The organism is Mesorhizobium sp. M1A.F.Ca.IN.022.06.1.1, from assembly GCF_003952605.1.
In the GTDB taxonomy this organism is placed as follows: domain Bacteria; phylum Pseudomonadota; class Alphaproteobacteria; order Rhizobiales; family Rhizobiaceae; genus Mesorhizobium.
Window position 1 is genome coordinate 743,243 of record NZ_CP034455.1, and the last position, 16,529, is coordinate 759,771.

Consider the following 16,529-nt stretch of genomic DNA (forward strand, 5'->3'; position numbering starts at 1 on the left):
TCATGCGCCGCAGCTTCTTCTGCATCGACGCCCACACCTGCGGCAACCCGGTTCGGCTGGTCGCCGGCGGCGGACCCTTGCTGCCGCACGCCCCGATCGCCGAGCGACGCGAGCTCTTCGTGCGCGAGCATGACTGGATCCGGCGGGCGCTGATGTTCGAACCGCGCGGCCACGACATCATGTCGGGCGCCATCATCTATCCCGCCTACCGCGAGGACTGCGATTTCGCCGTCATCTTCATCGAGGTCAGCGGCTGCCTGCCGATGTGCGGCGCCGGCACGATCGGCCTGGTTACGGCGGCGCTGGAAGAAGGGCTCGTTACGCCGCGCATCCCGGGCAGGCTGTCGATCGAGACGCCGGCGGGAAGAGTGGACATCCAATACGAGAAGCCGGGCGAATTCGTGGACTCCGTGCGGATGTTCAATGTCGCCAGTTATCTGCATGCGGCCGATGTCGGCGTCCATGTTCCAGGGCTCGGCCGGCTCGTGGTCGACATCGCCTATGGCGGCAATTTCTACGCGGTGGTCGAGCCGCAGGAAAACTGGCAGGGTCTGGAGGGCATGTCGGCCAGCGACATCGTCGACCTCAGCCGGCGTCTGCGCGACGCGTTGGCGACTGTCTGCAATCCGGCCCACCCCGAGGACGAGAGAATAAGCGGCGTCCACCACGCCATCTGGTGCGACAAACCCTTGGGCAGCGATGCCGACGGCCGCGGTGCGGTCTTCTACGGCGACAAGGCGATCGACCGTTCGCCGGGCGGCACGGGAACGTCGGCGCGCATGGCGCAACTTCGCGGCAAGGGCCGCCTGAAAGTCGGCGACAGCTTCCGCCAGGAAAGCCTGATCGGCACTGTCTTCGAGGGCCGTGTCGAGGCGGAGGTTGACGTTGGCCCTTTCAAAGGCATTCGGCCAAGCGTCGGCGGATGGGCGCAAATTATTGGCCACAATACGATCTTTGTGGACGACCGCGATCCGTTGGCCCACGGATTCCAGATCAGGTAGGCGCTTGCTTCGCTGCCTTGTCGTGGCCTCGGTCGTCCGAATGGCCGAGCATGCGAAGCGCACGGCCGATATTTACCTAAGCTGGCCAGTCTGGCCATCGTCCTTAGGGATGCGTTTCAATTGTGTTAGCATTAGCGCATATTTCTATCAGCCGGTGCCCTCTTAGCGAAGTCCCCGTACTAGGTCCCCGCCGGTTAGGCCCGGTGGCCCTTGCCTTTCGCCACCAAACCCACAAGGGCTCCGGGCCGCTCCCGTGTCAGGGTGTCGACAGACCGTGTCATTCGAACCCCCAAGGACATCGGGCATGGGCGATCGACCGCGCCGATGCGGTAAACTCTCCTTGCACTTGCCATCACCGGGCTACGCGACGCGAGCCGCATGCGGCTTCAACATCGTGGCAAGCACGATGCCGGCGACGATGAAGGCGGCGCCGATGAGATCGTAGTCATGCAGGCTCTCGCCGAGCAGCAGATAGGCGAGGATGGCGACGAACATCGTCTGCAGATAGAGCAGCATGCTCGCCCGGCTGGCGCCGAGCGTCGCCACGCTGCGATTGTAGAGATAGTACATCAGGGCGCCGCCCGGGCCCGCCAGATAGGCGAGCGCGAGCCAGCCATGGGCGTTCAAGGCGGAGCGTTCGTCGTTGACCAGTTCCCACAGATGGAAAGGCAGGGCGACGAGCGCGCCGGCGCCGAGCAGGAGCACCACCAGCGGCAACAGCTCGATGCCGAATTTGGACCGGCGCACCAGCACGGTGTAGAGCGCCCAGCAGAACGCGCTGCCGACGATCCACAATTCGCCCAGGTTGAACTGGAGCTGAAGCAGCGCCGCCAGGTCGCCATGCGCGACGATCACCAGCATGCCGGCGAGCGCAAAGACCGCGCCGAGCGCCTGCCAAAGCCCGAGCGGCTCGCCGAGCACGAAACGCGCGAGCACCATCGTCATGACCGGAGACAGCGCCATGATGATGCCGGCCGTGGTCGCGTCGGTGTCGGCGAGGCCGCGGTAGATCATGCCCTGGCAGAGCGTCAGGCCGATCGCTCCGACGGCGGCGATCTCGAGCGGCCGGGATTTGAGAAGCGCGATCATCGCGCCGTGATGGCGATGCACGATCGGCAGCAGGATGGCGCAGGCGAGCGCAAGCCGCCAGAAGCAGAGTCCCCAGGGCGGCATTTCCGGCGCCACCCATTTTGCCGCGATATAGACGCCGGCCGACAGCAGCCAGCACAGCACCGCGGCCGGATAGCCGGAGAGCGAAGGTATCGAGGCGGCGGCGGACTGTTCCGTCGGATGAGCTATCGGCACCGCCTGCATGTCATGCCCCCGTTCAAAGAACGTCAGCGCCCAAGGATGGCGGCAATATATCTCAATCCCGGGCCGTCACATATATGCGCTTCCATGGACAGCGGCGGCCAAGATGCTTCGCTCTGGCTGGATGTGCTTCGGCGCCGCTACCGCATGCGCCCGCCACCGGAGCCATGCATGAACGACTGCAGCTCGTCCAGGTCGAGGCTGCCGTCGCCATCCTCGTCGGCGGCGTTGAAGATCCTGCCGACGATATCCTGAACTTCGCCCTGCGACAGTGCGCCGTCGCCGTCGGCATCCACTATCGCGAACATGACCTGCATACGGGCGCGGTGCATCATGCGCGGTCCCATCCGATCAGGCCTGCCAGCCATTCTGTCGCCGTCGCGCCGCGCTTGTCTGTCTTCGCGGTGCCAACGTCCGCCATGCCGGGGTCCCTGTTCAGCCGAACGATCTTCCTGCAGCTTCTCCTGGAGCGCGTCGTCGATCATCTGGCGGATCACCTCGCGCGTCGGACCTGCGGGTTGGGCGTTGGCTTCCGGTGTCGCGGTCGGTCCAGGCTTCTGCGGAATCGGCGTGGGCTCCGGCGCAGCACTTGTCTGGGCAAGGACCGGGAAGCTCATGAAAAGCAAGGCAGCAGCGGCGGCTGTGGTTCTGTACGGAAGTTTCATCGGGTTCTCCCTTGAGCTGTGACTGTCTCTCAAACTGAGATGCACAACCAACCTGCTCTCGATCCGATGGTTCCGCGCGAAGCGCCGACGGCCCAAGAAGTGTTTCGAGCCTGCAGAATGCCGGCGCGCTCCTAGGCGCGTGACACGGACTTCGACATCCCGCCAAGCTCCATCGCTCAATCACCTAAGAGCAATGTTTCGCGCTGCCGACGGCAGCAGGCTCTCGGTGCCGGGCGCGGAAACCGGGGCGCCGTGAAGAACCCAGTCGGCCGCGATCTGCCCGATCACCGGTGCCAGCTGGATGCCATAGCCGCCGGCGCCGGCAGCGGTCACCAATGTCGGCTCGGAAGCATCGATCGGGCCGACGAAGGGGCGATGGTCGGCGGTCACCGGGTAAAGGCCGGCCCAGCCCCGGCCAAGCCGCGCGCCCGGCAGGTCCGGCAGCCGCTCGAGGAGAAGCTCCGCCAGTCTGACCTTCGATCCTTCCTCGCACTGGTCGTTATAATCGTCGGGATCCTCCGGCGCGAGCGAGTCGACCTTGTGGATCTCGGCGATCAGTTCGGTGCTTTTCTCATGGCGGAAGTTGAGGCCGCTGCCTTCGCCGTTCACCAGATCCATGACCATCGGCATCGTGTAGCCGAGCGGCTCGTCGAGATGGATGACGACCGCCTCGTGACGCTCGGGCCAAATGTGCAGGCGCTGGCCGAAGAGTTCGGCGACCTGAGGCGCCCAGGCTCCTGCCGCATTGACCACGACATCGCAATCGATCGGATCGCCGCTGGTCTCCAGCGTGTAGCCGCCCGGCCGCCGCCTTACCCCGAGCAGCTTGCGATACTGGCGGATTTCGCCGCCCTGGGTGCGGACCGAATGCGCCAGGAAAGTGCACATCTCGTGAGGGTCGAGGAAGCCATTGTCGGGCCCGAACAGCCCACCCTCCAGCCCACCCGGGTTGATATGCGGCACGAGTTCCGTGAGTTCGTTCGCACGATAGAGTCGGGAGCGCAGGCCGGCCTCTTCCTGAATTTCCACCGACTTTGCAAACAGTTCCATCTGCTTCTGCGTGCGCGCCAGCCGCAGATAGCCGATATGGTTGAAGCCAAGCCCCTGGCTCTCCCATTGGCGGAAGCGGCGCAGCGCATGAACGCGAAGCATGATCTCAAACGGATCGGTAAATTGCGATCCGACCACGCCAACCGACCTGCCGCTCGATCCGGAGGCGATCGACTGGCCTTCGAGCACGGTTACGCGCGCGCCCTGTTCGACAAGGTGGAGGGCCGAGCACAAACCCAACGTGCCGGCGCCGATCACCACCACATGAGGAGAAGCTGTCATCCGTGATCCTCCTGTCGGCCTGTCTCAGGACTGGCGAGCGATCTCGCCCAGGGTCTCGTCGATCGCCTGCAGAATGGCGCGGGCGTCCGCCTCGGTCATCGGTGTCGACAGCGCGAACAGGCCATAGCTGGCCGACAAGACGCCGCGGCCAAGCAAGCCCTTGTGGAAGGCATCGAGCTTCCTGCGTTCGGCCTGGCCGGGATAGACGGAGCGGTAATCCGTGACGGGATGCGACGTGAAATGGACCTTGAAGAGCGAGCCCAGGCCGACGCATTGGCCGGCAAGACCATGCTTGCCCAATGAGGCGGCGATGCCGTCGCGCAACAACGCGCCGAGGCGATCGAGGTGGGCAAAGCTTTCCCTGGTCAGCGCCCGCATCGCGGCCAGCCCGGCGCGCATCGTCACCGGATTGGCGGTGAAGGTGCCGCCATGCGGCAAAGCGGGCTTGCCCTGGGTCGGATCGAACACCGCCATGATGTCGGCCCGGCCGCCGACGGCACCCACGGGAAAGCCTCCGCCGATGATCTTGCCCAGCGCCGTCAGGTCGGGCTCGATGCCCCACAGCCCCTGCGCGCCCGAATAGCCGAGGCGGAAGGAAATCACCTCGTCGAAGATGACCAGGGCACCCGCCGCATGGGCGATCTCGACCATGGCGTGCAGGTAATCCTGCCGCGCCGGAATGAGGCCGGCGCGGTTCGGCATGGGATCGACCAGCACGCCGGCGATGGTATCGCGCTCAGCGGCGAAGACCGCGCGCAGCGCTTCGCTGTCGTTGAACGGCACGGCGATCACATCGTCCAGCACCCCGCGCGGCGTGCCCCTCGCATAGGGCGTGGAATTCGGCATGTCTCCCCAATTGGCGGGAGTACTGTCAAGGCTGACTTCGGCGAAGTCGTAGGAGCCGTGATAGGCGCCCTCGATCTTGACGATTTTGGGCCGCCCGGTGAAGGCGCGCGCGGCCTTGATGGCCATCATCACCCCCTCGGTCCCGGAGTTGGCGAAGCGGATCCGGTCGACCGAGGGCAAGCGCTCGACCAGCAGCTCGGCAAGCTCGATCTCGCTGACCGTCGGCGCACCGAAGGCCGTGCCGAACGGCAGCTGGTCGATCACCGCGGCGGCCACATCCGGTTGCGTGTAGCCATGGATCATCGAGGTGAAATTGTTGATGCAGTCGTAATAGACGTTGCCGTCCACATCCCAGACCCTGCACCCCTCGCCTCGCGAGGCATAGATCGGAAACGGATCGACAAAGACCGTGGTGCGCGTGTTCCCGCCCGGCATCACCTTCCTGGCACGTTCGAACAGGGTCTTCGACAGGGGCATTGCGTCTGGATAGTGCGGCATGGTTCGATCGTATGGCTTTGTTGGCGCAGTGCGCAATCGGCCAGGCGAGGCCTGCGACGTGACCACCAAGACCCAATTGAAGCCAAAGCTAGGCCAACCCCGCCATGCGAAGTCCGCTGATGTAGAGAGCGCGCTTTTCGGGCCTGACGATGGGGTGGTGCTCGTCGACCCAGGCCACCGAGAGGTTCGGCTGTAGCCGCAGGGCCTCCTTCAACGCCGCGGCGGCGGTGGCGACATCGCCGGCAAGGGCAGCCGTCGCCGCATAAGTCCGCCAAGCGGTGCCGAAAGCCGGCCGAAGCTGAACGGCCCGGCGCTCCAGATCGGCCGCCACATCGAACCGTCCCGCGGTGAAGTGGCAGATACCCATGGTGGAAAAGATCGCCGCCTGAATGAAATCCCGCGGGCTGAGCCGCGCGGCAATCGCCAGGTGATGCAAGCCATCCTCCGCCATGTCGCCATAGCCATAGGTGGAACCCAGAATGCAGTGCGCGAGCGAGAGCCCAGGATTGCGTTCGATCGCCTCCAGCAATTCGTCTACCGCCGAGCGAAAATTTCGCGACACCATGTGAACATAGCCGGCCGAAAGATGCGCCCAGGGATCGTCCTGATCGCGCACGACCGCCGCTTGTGCCCTCGTCAAAGCGGAGGCCAACAGCTCACGGGGTTTCGGCGTCAGGCCAAGCGCTGCCCGCGCGCCGGTCGTCCAGGCAAGAAGGCTGTTGGCGCGGGCATAATCGGGATCGATCTCAAGCGCCTTGACGAGCAGACCCTCGGCCATGTCGAGGTCTTTCTCGGATCCCCACGTCCAGACATGGGGCATGGCCTTCATCACAAAGCCCCAGGCGTCGAGCCTCTCGGCGGGACGGCTATGGAGGCGCAGACGCTCGGCTTCGTAAAGCTGGGGCTCGATCGAAGCCATGACCTTGTGGGTGATCTGGTCTTGCAACGCCAGGAAATCGCCGCTCTCGACATCGAAGCGTTCCGCCCACACCTGCGTACCCGCGCTGGCATCGCTCAGCGTCGCCGTGATCCTCAGGGCCTGCCCGGACTGGCGCACGCTGCCCTGCAGGACGTAGCGGACTTTCAACTCGCGGCGCAGGCGATCGAGCTCGATGTGCTGCGGGTCATAGGCAAAGGAAGAACTCCGGTCACGCACATGCAGACCTCGCAACCGCGACAGGCCGGTGATGATGTCCTCCGACAGGCCGTCGGCAAAGTAGGACTTTTCGGGATCGTCGCCGATCAGGCGAAAACGGGTCACCGCGATGGACGGCCCTTCGTCCGATTCGGCTGCACCGTTTCGCGTATCGCTTGCGTCAAGCCGCACCTCGCCGGTCAGCCGGTAGCCCACGCGCGCGACCGACAGGATCGAATGCGAGGCGTCGGGTCCCTCGCCCAGGACCTTGCGCAAGGCGGCGATCTGCACCGACAGGTTGCCCTCCTCGACCGCCAGTCCGTTCCAGGCTGCATCGAGCAGTTCGTCCTTACCGACCACGACTCCGGCCGAGCGCAGCAGGCGCTCCAGAAGCAGCATGGCCCGGTAGCCTACCGAAATCGGCACTCCGCGTCGGTAAAGCATTCCCGCTCCCGCATCGAGCAAGAAAGGACCAAAACTGTAGCGCCGCTCCTCCATCAGCTCACGCTAATGCAATGAGGCGTTTTTTGGAAGTTTTCGGAAGTTTTAGCACCTCGGTTCGCTACATTTAGCGGCCCGCATTTCACCTTGATTGCTCCTGACCGAGAGGAGCGATCCCATGACCGCCGCCACCAAGATCGAAGTTGCCGTGCCCCCCTCTGCCCTGTTCCAAGAAATGTGGGGCATCTATCGCAAGGTTCTGGACAACAACTACCTGTTTCACCGTGAAGCTTATGCGGTGCTTCGCCAGTTGCTGCAAAACCAACGCCCTGGCTTCTCTTTCCTGGACCTTGCATGCGGAGACGCCTCGTTCAGTGCGGCTGCCTTGGAGGGCTTGCCCGTCGGTCGCTATGTCGGCATCGACCTGTCGCGGACAGCGCTCGATGAGGCAACCGCCAATGTCGCCGGTCTGTCATGCGCCGCCGAACTGCGGCGCGGGGATTTCGTAGAGTGGCTGACCGCGTCGGAGGAGCCTGTCGATTTCGCCTGGATCGGCCTGTCCTTGCACCATTTACGCTTCGACAAGAAACTCGAGGTCATGCACCAGCTGCGGCGCCTTGTCGGCCCATCCGGGACGCTTCTGGTCTACGAGAACACATGCAAAATGTGGGAGAGCCGGGCCGGCTGGATGAGACGATGGGAACGGCAGCGCAAAGATTTTTCAGCGCTCAGCAGCCTCGAATGGCTGCTGCTCGCCACCCACGTGCATAGCATGGATTACCCTGAGACGGCGTCTTCCTGGCGGAATCTTGGCCGGCGGGCCGGCTTCCGCGAGGTGCGTGAGCACTACAGGAGTCCTTCGAACCTTTTCCGGTTGTTCAGCTTCAAGGCTTAGCGGCTCGCGGCCGACAACTTCGCGTCGACGAGCCGGGCTCGGCGAACTCACACGCGAACCAAAGCTCTACCTGAATGGTCGAAATGCAGGGCGCGAGTGGGCGGGACATCGAGCTGCCAGGCGCGGCATCAAAGCGGTCAGGTCGGGAACATGCCAATCCTGCCTGGCCGCCGGTGGCTACACAAATTCGCGGGCAAACCTGCCCGCGCTCAGAAGCGCGCGCTGCCCGGCGCTCAATTGCGCATTCCAGACCGGCCACGCATGGATCATATGCGGCCAGATTTCGAGGCGTGCCTCGACGTCCGCCATGCCGGCGGCCTCGGCGAGCCGCGTCGCGTCCGACAGCAGCGTCTCGGCGGAACCGACCTGGATCAGCATTGGAGGAAATCCGGTCAGATCGGCAAACAAGGGCGAGATCAGCGGATCGCGCCGGTCCACATCATGCGGAACATAGGCGCCCGCCAATTCCTCCAGATAGGCCCGGTGGATGATGGGGTCGATCCCGTCCTTGGCTGACAATGTCGTGCCGGACATCGAAAGATCCGTCCAGGGCGAGACCAGCCAAAGGCAGCCGGGCAACCGCTCGCCCGCCGCGCGCAACCGGCCGACCAGTGACAGGCTGAGATTGCCGCCGGCACTGTCTCTGCCGACAACGATGCGATCCGGCGCGATTCCTTGCTCGGCGAGGAAGCGCCACGCCGCGAGCGCGTCTTCGTGCTGCGCGGGAAAGGGATGTTCCGGCGCGCGCCGATAGCCGACCGCAAGCGTGCGCATTCTCATTGCCCGGCCGGCCTCTGTCACCATTCGACGATGGCTTTTGATCGAGCCGGAGCAGTAACCGCCACCATGGAAGAAGAGCAGCACCTTGTCCGTGTCGGACCCGGGCGCCAAGGACCACTCGGACGCGAGGTCGTTGAAGGTCACCGCCTCGCATCGGATACCGGCCGCGACCGGCGAGGACGAGCCGACCTCGTCGAGCCGCGCCCGGCGTTCGTCCCAGCCCACCGGCCGCGGCTTCGACGCCAGCAAGGCGCGAATTGCGTTGATTTCCTTTAGATCGAGGTTTTCGCCCGCACCGCTCATTTCTACGCCCCGACCAAGCGCGCCGCGACTAGTAGCGCTTTGAGCTTTGGCAACGGAAATCGTTGGGATAGTCGCTGGATGTGTCAAGCTGCGTCAGCGAATTCACCCATGGACTATTTGAATTGATCGGCATGGCACGGCGCGAGCAGAACCCTATTGTGTTTGTGTGAGCTGCAAACCACGCGGAGACGAACGTGACCCTGACCAACCGAGACCTGGTCGAGCTGACGGAATGGCGGCGCAAGCTGCATCGGCAGCCGGAAATCTCCAACGAAGAGGAGAAGACGGCGAAGGAGGTCGTCGACTTCCTCGCCGATACCGGGCCCGACAAGGTGCTGACCGGGCTCGGCGGCCATGGCGTGGCGGCGGTCTATGACAGCGGGCAAGCCGGGCCGACGGTGCTGTTTCGCTCCGAGCTCGACGCGTTGCCGATCCATGAGCTTTCGGGCGTCGCGCATGCCTCGCAGGTGCCGGGCAAGTCGCATATGTGCGGCCATGACGGGCACACAGCGATCCTGGCTGCGCTCGGCCGCCAGTTCGGGCGCCAGAGGCCGGCGCGCGGCCGCGTGGTGCTGATGTTCCAGCCGGCGGAAGAGACCGGCAATGGCGCGGCGGGCGTCGTTGCCGATCCGCGCTTTTCCGAGATCCAGCCTGACTTCGCCTTCTCGCTGCACAATCTGCCGGGCGTGCCGTTCGGCGAAGTGAGGCTCAAACCCGGCGTGGTGAATTGCGCCTCGCGCGGCATGCGGATCGTGCTCGAAGGCAAGACCGCGCATTCCTCCATGCCCGAAACCGGCAGCTCGCCGATGCTGGCGGTCAGTGAGTTGATGCCGCAGCTGCCGACGCTCGGGCGCGGCACCTTCGCCGTCGACGATTTCGCCATGGTCACCGTCACCCATTGCTCGATGGGCGAAGCGGTGTTCGGCATCGCGCCCGGCTATGCCGAGGTGTGGGCGACGCTGCGCACCCGCCGCGACGAGCGCATGGCGGAGTTGGTTGCAGCGGCGGAGGCGCTGGCGGCAAGAATCGCCGCCCAACACGGCCTTTCCGTCCGCCACAACTACCACGAGATTTTCGTGGCCAGCGTCAACGCGCCGGACGCGGTGGAGCATCTCGAGCGCGCGCTGGACGAGGAAGGCGTGTCGCGCGGCGAGGAAGCCTTGCCGATGCGCGCCTCGGAGGATTTCGGCATCTTCGGCCACAGCGCCAAGTCGGCGATGTTCTTCCTCGGAGCCGGCGAGCGCTACCCGGCGCTGCACAATCCCGACTACGATTTCCCGGACGACCTGATCCCGATCGGTTCGAAGATCTTCATGCGCGCGGCGCGCAATCTGCTGGGGTGAGCGGGCTGGAAAGGAGGCGCATTCTCCGGCCGGAATTGCGTCGGAACAGAGAGACAGGGCAGTTCACCTTTTCCATGAAACGCTGAACTGAGACGGTGCGCAGGCCGGCCGGACAGCTTTCGCTGGCGGTTTGCGTGTGCCGCGTAGCGCCCTGTATTGTTATGCCGGCTTGCCGCTTGTATGAGCGGGGAATGACCTCGATCTCCCGTCTTACCGCCCTCGTGCTGCTGGCGGCCATCACGTTTGCCACCCTCTCACCCGTCCAAATGCGGCCGCACCTCGGTGAGGCGAACATGGAACGCGCTCTGGCCTATGCCCTGTTCGGCCTTGCCTTGGCCTTCGGATTCCGCGCCCGCCTGATGCACGCAATGCTGTTTGTCTGCGCCGCGGCCGGCCTATTGGAATTGCTGCAGGCGGTCGATCCCGGCCGGCATGCCCGGCTCCAGGATGCGCTCGTGAAAGCGGCGGCCGGGCTCATTGGGATTGCCTTGGCGCGGATTGTGTTTGCCGTCGCGAGCAGGGCCGTCGATCGTTCGGCAGGTCCGAGGATTTGAATCCCGGCACGGCAGCGCAGGCAATAGCCGCGCGGAACCCGCTTGGGGTTCTTCGCTGGCGCGGCGCTATCGCGCGGAAAAGGTCCGCGAGGTCGGCGACCGGATCATCAAAAACCAGCTGGCGCGGCACCGGCGCGAGATCGCGCCCGACCTCGATCTGGGCGATGCGGCGGCGCTCATCGAGACGCTCCTGGAGAACGTGGTCCACCGCGCCATCGAACGGCACCCGGCCAGCGTCGCCGGCGAACGCGCGATGGGCCAGTGCCGCAGGATGATTATGGCCTATCTGACGAGCGTTGACCGCCATGCCGCCTAGCGCTCACGCCGACCAGCACCACACTTTCTTCGCGCGCGAAGCCGTAACTGTGGCGCGCGCCTTGATCGGCGCGCGGCTCGGCCTCGCCGGCGTCGGCGGCATCATTGTCGAGACCGAGGCCTATCGCCCCGACGATCCGGCCTCGCACAGCTATCGCGGCCGCACGCCGCGCAACGCGCCGATGTATGGCGCCCCCGGCACGGCCTATGTCTATCGCTCCTACGGCTTGCATTGGTGCCTGAATGCGGTGTGCCTGCCGGGCAGCGCGGTGCTGATCCGCGCGATCCAGCCGCAGTCCGGCATCGCCGCCATGCGCGACAGGCGGGGAACCGACGATGACAGGCTGCTCTGCTCCGGCCCGGGCAAGCTCTGCCAGGCGATGGGCGTCGACGGCTCGCATAACGGCCTGTCGCTCATCGCGCCGCCCTTCGAGTTTGCCGCCTCGGAAACCAACGCGGCCGCTATCCTGAGCGGACGCAGGATCGGTATCACGAAGGGCGTGCAGGCGCAGTGGCGGTTCGGCCTCGGCGGATCGCCTTATGTCAGCCGGAAGTTTTGACAGATCGATAGCGATCGATCACGCCGCCATCCATTCCTGCGCGGCACGCGCCGCGGCCAGTTCCATCGCTTCGGCAGCGAGAATGCCGCGCGACCTCGCGAACGCTTCGAAGGCGACGCGTGCGGCTTCGGCATCCTGTTCACCCGCGACCGCCGCCCGGCACAGCGCGATGGTCGTTGCGTAGGTCGGGCTGCGGCTGCCCGTCCATTCGTCGAGAAACTGATAGGCCTCGAAGACGGTGTTTATCTCGCGCGGAAAGCCGAGCCCGACGAAGATTGCGACGGGCTGAGAGAAACGCTTGGCGGGCATTGGTGTGGGCTCCATGAGGTAAGCTGCTTCGACAACGCGCGTCCCGCAGGCCGGTTGCAGCTCGAAAGCGATTTTGGTTCCCGTCGACGGATGCTTGCCCGAAGCCTCCGTGTGTGTTTTCTCGCCCGCACATTAGGAAAGGCTTGCGGATGCGAATCGCAATGATCCTCGCGCTCAGCGCGGCGCTGGCTGGATGCGTGACCTCTCCGGTCGACTACGGAGCGAAGCTGTCGCAGCAGGACCCGAAATGGGCCTCGCCGGACTGCCAGCAGGCCCGCATTGCGGCCTCGGACTACGACGCGCGCGAAAAGGAGCACCCCGGCTGGGGTTTTGGCGTGCTGCTCGGCCCGTACAGCATGGGGATGGTGGCAGCCGTGAAGGAGCATGAGCAGCAACAGCGACGGCTTCTTGCCCGCCAGGTGCACCTGCAATGCTCCAGCCAGCCGTTGCCCAAGGAGCTGGATTTCGATCCGGCAACCTACGCGCCGACGAAGACGCAATATCCGTAGGCGAAAGCGCGCCGCTACGCCTGCAAATCGGCGGCCGCTGTTTCTTGTTGAAGGCGCAGGTGGGGATGGCCACGCTTGATGGATGCTTGCATTCAGCGTTCGCCCCACGCCTTCAGCAATGGTCCGTCGCGGCCATAGACCGGGTCGTTGCGCGGCCGGCTCACCTTCGGGATCATGCGTAGCGCTTCCGCGTGCTGCTCGGGCTTGGTGCATTCGTCATAGGTGCCGGAGGGCGGATAGGCGCCGACGACGAGGAAATCGTCGGAAGCCGAGAGCCGCTGGTGACCGGTGCCGGCCGGCAGGACCGCGACGTCGCCGGCCTTGACCGTGAGCGCGCGGCCCTTGTCGCCGCCGAAGCGCACCTTGGCCGTGCCGCGCGCAATGCCCAGCACCTCATGGATGCGCGAGTGGTAGTGGACATAGTCGTAGATGCCGTTGCGCCAGCTGCCGCCCCAGCCATTCGCCTTGAATAGCTCCTCGAAGACGGCTGCCGGATCGAGATCGTCCGGCAACGTCACGGCGCCGCGGTAAACGATCAGCGGCCAGGACGGATGGTTCGGAACCAGGCCGTCGTCCTTGAAGCGGAAGGCATTGGCTTTCCTCTGCCTTACCAGATCCGCGAGCCTGGACGTGCCCGGTCTTGCGATCCCAGTCAGCTTCTCCGCTGCTTTCTTGATGCTCTCGACAATGCTCAAAGCCGGGCCCTCCATAAGTGCCGCTTGCAACGCCTTGCGACCTCGGCCGACTGAACTCAACCCGTGGGGACGGCCTTGGTTCCAGAGGTTGGCGACGCACGATCGCGGCACGAGCGACCCCCATTGCTTCCCGGCATCGCAGCGGTCAAGCTGCGGGAGGTTGCCGGCGTCCATGCGCGACGCCAGCAATGGCCGCGCGCCCTTCCCGAGGAGTTCAAAATGCGTGCATTTTGCCTTTCGACCATCGGCGTTTTCGTTTCGGTGCTGCTTGCGGCATCCGCCTTCCCGGTCCTCGCTTCAGGCAGCGCGGCGAAGGGCCAAAATCTCCATCGACTGTGCCGCCAGGTGAAGAACGACGATACGATCCGCGCCTACTCGCACAAGCTCTACGGCGGCACGGTCAAGGCGTTCAGGAAGCTCTTTCCGGACGCCAAGGGCGCGCCGGCGGAATCGGAACTGCAGGCGCAGGCCAACTACCGCTGCATGAACGGCAAGGTGCTGGCCTGCTTCGTCGGGGCAAACCTGCCCTGCGCGAAAATGAACGCCGCGCGCGACAATCCCGGCGCGGCCGAATTCTGCAAGGCCAACCCGAATGCCGACGTCGTGCCAGCCTTCGCGACCGGTCACGACGCGGTCTATTCCTACAAATGTCTGGACGGCAAGGCGGTGGTGACCGGCGAGACCTGGGTGCTCGACAAGCGCGGCTTTGCAGCCCGGTTGTGGGCCGAAGTGCCCCGGCACTGAAGCTGACCGAAGAGCCGATCCGACGACCTGCAGAAACGGCGCAGCGGCGGCGCGCTTGCCGTTACATCCTTGCCCGGGCTGACCTGCGGCGAAGCAAGAGCGCGATGGCCAAAGCCGGAAGGGCCGCCGCGGCGGCGGCGAGGAAGACGAACCGCAGCCCGGCGGACGCGGCGATCAGGCCGAGCGCCGGGCTGCCGAAGCCGAGCGCCACGTCGAGAAAGACGGTGTAGAGCCCCATGGCAAGGCCGCGGCTGCCCCCGGGGAGATGGGCGACCGCCTCGGCGCCGAGGCCCGGATAGACCAGCGAGCAGCCGAGCCCGGTCAGGCCCGCTCCGATGGCCGCGACGAGCGGCCCCGGTGCAAGCCAGATCGATAGAAGGCCCGCCGCCTCGACCACCACGAAGATGGCGGCGACGCGGGCGCCGCCGAGCCTGTCCGGCAGGTGGCCGAAGCACAGCCTTGCCGCGATCAGCGATGCCGCATAGGCGGTGAAGGGAAGCCACACCGGATGCCAGCCGCGCTCGGCAAAGAGCAGCGCTGCGAAGGACAGGATCGCGCCATAGCCGAGGCTGCTGAGGGCCGCTCCGACGCCCGGAAGCCAGACCGCTTGCGCGACGCTCGTCCAGGACTGCCGCGCGGCGCTGCCGGCGGCCTTGACGCCGCGCATCGGTAGAGTGGCGAGCAGTATTGCAAGGGGGCAGGACCATTGTGGCGAGAGCGATCGCGGCGAAGCCCCCGGCTTCATAGAGCGCGGACCCGATCGGCGCGCCGAGCGCCAGCGCCGCGAACATTGCCATGCCGATCCAGGCGATGACCTTGCCGGAGTTCTGTCCGCCGGCAAGCGCCAGGCCCCAGGCGACGCCGCCGGTGATGATGAAGCTCTCGGCCGCGCCCAGCACCGCCCTGCCGACGAAGAGCACCGTCGCGGACGCGGTCGGCTGAGCGAGCAAGGCCAGCGAGCCGAGATAGATAGCCCGGCCAGCGCGGCGGCGACAAGGCCGACCACGACGGCGCGCTTGCCGCCACGCAGATCGGCATAGTTTCCGGCACCAATGCGCGACAGCAGCGAGGCGACGAACTGGCTGCCCGTCACCAGCCCGACGGCGAACGGGCCGAAGCCGAGCCTGTCATGCAGATGCAGCGGCAGGACGGGCAGCGCCAGGCCGATGAGCAGGAAGCCGGCAAAGATCGCCGCCATGATCGGCACCAATCTCGCCATCGTCCAGCTTTCATCGGCTGCAGTGCCCGTCGCGACCATCGCCGGCGCCTAGACCTCGAGCATGACCTTGATCGCGCGCCGCTCGTCCATGGCGCGGTAGCCTTCGGCGACCTTGGTCAGCGGCAGCTTGAGGTCGAAAACCTTGCCGGGCTTGATCCTGCCCTTGAGCACGCGCTCCATCAGGTCGGGCAGGAAGCGGCGCACCGGCGCCGGGCCGCCCAGCATGCGCTTCTGGCCGAAGAACAGTTTCTGGCCGTCGAAGCTCACGCCATGCGGCACGCCGACATAGCCGATGGTGCCGCCGGGGCGCGAGCAGGCCAGCGCCTGGTCGAAGGATTCGGCCGTACCGACGCATTCCAGCACCGAGTCCGCGCCGACGCCCGCGGTCAGTTCCTTGATGCGGGCGATGCCTTCCTCGCCGCGCTCGGCCACGATGTCGGTCGCGCCGAATTCGCGCGCGAGTTTCTGGCGGCTCTCGTGCCGGCTCATGGCGATGATGCGCTGCGCGCCCATCTCGCTCGCCGCGAGCACGCCCATCAGGCCGACGGCGCCGTCGCCGACGACGACAACGGTCGATCCTCCGCGCACCTCGGCCGCATCCGCCGCATACCAGCCGGTGCCGAGCACATCCGAGACGGCCAACAGGTCAGGCACCAGGTCGGCCGGCGGAACCTCGGAAGTCGCCACCACGGTGCCGTCGGCCAGCGGCACGCGGGCATAAGGCGCCTGCGCGCCCGACATGAACTCGCGTTGCACGCAGGAAGACTGGAAGCCGAAGCGGCAATGCGGGCAGGTGTTGTCGGAGAGGCAGAAGGAGCCGACGACGAACTGGCCGGGGCGCACGTTGCGCACCTCCGCGCCGACCTCGACGACGATGCCGCAATATTCGTGGCCCATATGCATCGGGCGATCGATCGGCTGCAGCCCGCGATACGGCCACAGGTCCGAGCCGCAGATGCAGCTCGCCGAGAGCTTGATGATGGCGTCCGTCGGGCGAAGGATCTTCGGGTCCTCGATTTCCTCGCAGCGGATATCGCCGGGCTTATGAAGAACAGTTGCGAGCATTTTGCTTTC

19 protein-coding genes and 1 pseudogene are annotated in these 16,529 nt (G+C 65.6%); 9 read left to right on the forward strand and 11 right to left on the reverse strand.

What is annotated here, in order from left to right:
• Positions 1 to 2: 2 nt before the first annotated feature.
• Positions 3 to 1,001 carry a 4-hydroxyproline epimerase gene (locus EJ078_RS03750; RefSeq protein ID WP_095801468.1) on the forward strand — a complete coding sequence of 333 codons (999 nt, stop codon included), beginning with the start codon at positions 3 to 5 and terminating at the stop codon, positions 999 to 1,001.
• A 360-nt stretch (positions 1,002 to 1,361) separates the two neighbouring features.
• Here EJ078_RS03750 and EJ078_RS03755 read toward each other — a convergent pair whose 3' ends face one another.
• From EJ078_RS03755 to EJ078_RS03775, 5 genes are all read right to left on the reverse strand, one after another.
• The gene (locus tag EJ078_RS03755; RefSeq protein ID WP_127217116.1) at positions 1,362 to 2,315 is read right to left on the reverse strand and encodes an EamA family transporter; all 954 of its coding nucleotides are present in this window, start codon (positions 2,313 to 2,315) and stop codon (positions 1,362 to 1,364) included.
• Positions 2,316 to 2,452: 137 nt separating this feature from the next.
• Positions 2,453 to 3,022: an EF-hand domain-containing protein gene (locus tag EJ078_RS03760; RefSeq protein WP_245457248.1), complete on the reverse strand. Its 570-nt coding sequence runs from the start codon at positions 3,020 to 3,022 to the stop codon at positions 2,453 to 2,455.
• Between the two features lie 135 nt (positions 3,023 to 3,157).
• On the reverse strand, positions 3,158 to 4,309 hold the full coding sequence (locus EJ078_RS03765) for an FAD-binding oxidoreductase (RefSeq protein ID WP_127403189.1): 1,152 nt from the start codon (positions 4,307 to 4,309) through the stop codon (positions 3,158 to 3,160).
• 24 nt (positions 4,310 to 4,333) lie between these two features.
• Positions 4,334 to 5,653: an aspartate aminotransferase family protein gene (locus tag EJ078_RS03770; RefSeq protein ID WP_127403190.1), complete on the reverse strand. Its 1,320-nt coding sequence runs from the start codon at positions 5,651 to 5,653 to the stop codon at positions 4,334 to 4,336.
• Positions 5,654 to 5,741: 88 nt separating this feature from the next.
• On the reverse strand, positions 5,742 to 7,232 hold the full coding sequence (locus EJ078_RS03775; RefSeq protein WP_164750424.1) for a winged helix-turn-helix domain-containing protein: 1,491 nt from the start codon (positions 7,230 to 7,232) through the stop codon (positions 5,742 to 5,744).
• A gap of 175 nt (positions 7,233 to 7,407) precedes the next feature.
• Between EJ078_RS03775 and EJ078_RS03780 the strand changes: the two genes are divergently transcribed.
• The gene (locus EJ078_RS03780; protein ID WP_127215219.1) at positions 7,408 to 8,124 is read left to right on the forward strand and encodes a class I SAM-dependent methyltransferase; all 717 of its coding nucleotides are present in this window, start codon (positions 7,408 to 7,410) and stop codon (positions 8,122 to 8,124) included.
• 177 nt (positions 8,125 to 8,301) lie between these two features.
• Here the strand turns inward: EJ078_RS03780 and EJ078_RS03785 are convergent, their stop codons facing one another.
• Positions 8,302 to 9,207: an alpha/beta hydrolase gene (locus EJ078_RS03785; RefSeq protein WP_127403191.1), complete on the reverse strand. Its 906-nt coding sequence runs from the start codon at positions 9,205 to 9,207 to the stop codon at positions 8,302 to 8,304.
• A gap of 194 nt (positions 9,208 to 9,401) precedes the next feature.
• On the opposite strand from EJ078_RS03785, the gene EJ078_RS03790 reads away from it, so the two are divergent.
• The 4 genes from EJ078_RS03790 (at position 9,402) to EJ078_RS03805 (ending at position 11,979) form a co-directional block, all read left to right on the forward strand.
• Positions 9,402 to 10,550 carry an amidohydrolase gene (locus tag EJ078_RS03790; protein ID WP_127215221.1) on the forward strand — a complete coding sequence of 383 codons (1,149 nt, stop codon included), beginning with the start codon at positions 9,402 to 9,404 and terminating at the stop codon, positions 10,548 to 10,550.
• A gap of 191 nt (positions 10,551 to 10,741) precedes the next feature.
• Entirely contained in the window at positions 10,742 to 11,104 is a 363-nt protein-coding gene (locus EJ078_RS03795; protein ID WP_067321824.1) for a VanZ family protein, read from the forward strand.
• The gene (locus tag EJ078_RS03800) at positions 11,055 to 11,420 is read left to right on the forward strand and encodes a hypothetical protein (protein ID WP_127215222.1); all 366 of its coding nucleotides are present in this window, start codon (positions 11,055 to 11,057) and stop codon (positions 11,418 to 11,420) included. Before EJ078_RS03795 ends, EJ078_RS03800 begins: the two co-directional genes overlap by 50 nt.
• Positions 11,410 to 11,979 (forward strand): DNA-3-methyladenine glycosylase, encoded by a 570-nt coding sequence (locus tag EJ078_RS03805; protein WP_127215223.1) that lies wholly within the window; start codon positions 11,410 to 11,412, stop codon positions 11,977 to 11,979. Before EJ078_RS03800 ends, EJ078_RS03805 begins: the two co-directional genes overlap by 11 nt.
• A gap of 18 nt (positions 11,980 to 11,997) precedes the next feature.
• Here the strand turns inward: EJ078_RS03805 and EJ078_RS03810 are convergent, their stop codons facing one another.
• On the reverse strand, positions 11,998 to 12,288 hold the full coding sequence (locus tag EJ078_RS03810; protein WP_067321830.1) for a DUF982 domain-containing protein: 291 nt from the start codon (positions 12,286 to 12,288) through the stop codon (positions 11,998 to 12,000).
• Between the two features lie 149 nt (positions 12,289 to 12,437).
• Here EJ078_RS03810 and EJ078_RS03815 point away from each other — a divergent pair, with 149 nt between their 5' ends.
• Entirely contained in the window at positions 12,438 to 12,797 is a 360-nt protein-coding gene (locus EJ078_RS03815) for a hypothetical protein (protein ID WP_095824602.1), read from the forward strand.
• 92 nt (positions 12,798 to 12,889) lie between these two features.
• On the opposite strand, the gene EJ078_RS03820 is transcribed toward EJ078_RS03815, so the two are convergent.
• On the reverse strand, positions 12,890 to 13,492 hold the full coding sequence (locus tag EJ078_RS03820) for a cupin (protein WP_095824681.1): 603 nt from the start codon (positions 13,490 to 13,492) through the stop codon (positions 12,890 to 12,892).
• Between the two features lie 219 nt (positions 13,493 to 13,711).
• On the opposite strand from EJ078_RS03820, the gene EJ078_RS03825 reads away from it, so the two are divergent.
• Entirely contained in the window at positions 13,712 to 14,236 is a 525-nt protein-coding gene (locus EJ078_RS03825) for a hypothetical protein (RefSeq protein ID WP_127403193.1), read from the forward strand.
• Positions 14,237 to 14,297: 61 nt separating this feature from the next.
• On the opposite strand, the gene EJ078_RS30095 is transcribed toward EJ078_RS03825, so the two are convergent.
• Both EJ078_RS30095 and EJ078_RS30100 read right to left on the reverse strand, forming a co-directional pair.
• Positions 14,298 to 14,903, reverse strand: a complete 606-nt coding sequence (locus EJ078_RS30095; protein ID WP_245459100.1) for an MFS transporter — start codon at positions 14,901 to 14,903, stop codon at positions 14,298 to 14,300.
• Between the two features lie 94 nt (positions 14,904 to 14,997).
• Positions 14,998 to 15,156: pseudogene (locus tag EJ078_RS30100) on the reverse strand (arabinose transporter); the annotation flags it as partial.
• 132 nt (positions 15,157 to 15,288) lie between these two features.
• On the opposite strand from EJ078_RS30100, the gene EJ078_RS30105 reads away from it, so the two are divergent.
• Positions 15,289 to 15,507: a hypothetical protein gene (locus tag EJ078_RS30105; RefSeq protein WP_245457008.1), complete on the forward strand. Its 219-nt coding sequence runs from the start codon at positions 15,289 to 15,291 to the stop codon at positions 15,505 to 15,507.
• Here EJ078_RS30105 and EJ078_RS03835 read toward each other — a convergent pair.
• The gene (locus EJ078_RS03835; RefSeq protein WP_208721080.1) at positions 15,504 to 16,520 is read right to left on the reverse strand and encodes a zinc-dependent alcohol dehydrogenase family protein; all 1,017 of its coding nucleotides are present in this window, start codon (positions 16,518 to 16,520) and stop codon (positions 15,504 to 15,506) included. The two genes, EJ078_RS30105 and EJ078_RS03835, sit on opposite strands and share 4 nt — an antisense overlap.
• Between the last annotated feature and the right edge of the window lie 9 nt (positions 16,521 to 16,529).

Excerpts from the sequence above, each read along its gene's own strand:
- EJ078_RS03825 (WP_127403193.1), top strand. The coding sequence starts at position 13,712 with ATGCGTGCATTTTGCCTTTCGACCATCGGCGTTTTCGTTTCGGTGCTG.
- EJ078_RS03795 (WP_067321824.1), top strand. The coding sequence starts at position 10,742 with ATGACCTCGATCTCCCGTCTTACCGCCCTCGTGCTGCTGGCGGCCATC.
- EJ078_RS03750 (WP_095801468.1), top strand. The coding sequence starts at position 3 with ATGCGCCGCAGCTTCTTCTGCATCGACGCCCACACCTGCGGCAACCCG.
- EJ078_RS03810 (WP_067321830.1), bottom strand. The coding sequence starts at position 12,288 with ATGCCCGCCAAGCGTTTCTCTCAGCCCGTCGCAATCTTCGTCGGGCTC.
- EJ078_RS03835 (WP_208721080.1), bottom strand. The coding sequence starts at position 16,520 with ATGCTCGCAACTGTTCTTCATAAGCCCGGCGATATCCGCTGCGAGGAA.
- EJ078_RS03785 (WP_127403191.1), bottom strand. The coding sequence starts at position 9,207 with ATGAGCGGTGCGGGCGAAAACCTCGATCTAAAGGAAATCAACGCAATT.
- EJ078_RS30095 (WP_245459100.1), bottom strand. The coding sequence starts at position 14,903 with ATGCGCGGCGTCAAGGCCGCCGGCAGCGCCGCGCGGCAGTCCTGGACG.
- EJ078_RS03815 (WP_095824602.1), top strand. The coding sequence starts at position 12,438 with ATGCGAATCGCAATGATCCTCGCGCTCAGCGCGGCGCTGGCTGGATGC.
- EJ078_RS03780 (WP_127215219.1), top strand. The coding sequence starts at position 7,408 with ATGACCGCCGCCACCAAGATCGAAGTTGCCGTGCCCCCCTCTGCCCTG.
- EJ078_RS03805 (WP_127215223.1), top strand. The coding sequence starts at position 11,410 with ATGCCGCCTAGCGCTCACGCCGACCAGCACCACACTTTCTTCGCGCGC.
- EJ078_RS03770 (WP_127403190.1), bottom strand. The coding sequence starts at position 5,653 with ATGCCGCACTATCCAGACGCAATGCCCCTGTCGAAGACCCTGTTCGAA.
- EJ078_RS03755 (WP_127217116.1), bottom strand. The coding sequence starts at position 2,315 with ATGCAGGCGGTGCCGATAGCTCATCCGACGGAACAGTCCGCCGCCGCC.
- EJ078_RS30105 (WP_245457008.1), top strand. The coding sequence starts at position 15,289 with ATGCGCGACAGCAGCGAGGCGACGAACTGGCTGCCCGTCACCAGCCCG.
- EJ078_RS03765 (WP_127403189.1), bottom strand. The coding sequence starts at position 4,309 with ATGACAGCTTCTCCTCATGTGGTGGTGATCGGCGCCGGCACGTTGGGT.
- EJ078_RS03775 (WP_164750424.1), bottom strand. The coding sequence starts at position 7,232 with ATGCTTTACCGACGCGGAGTGCCGATTTCGGTAGGCTACCGGGCCATG.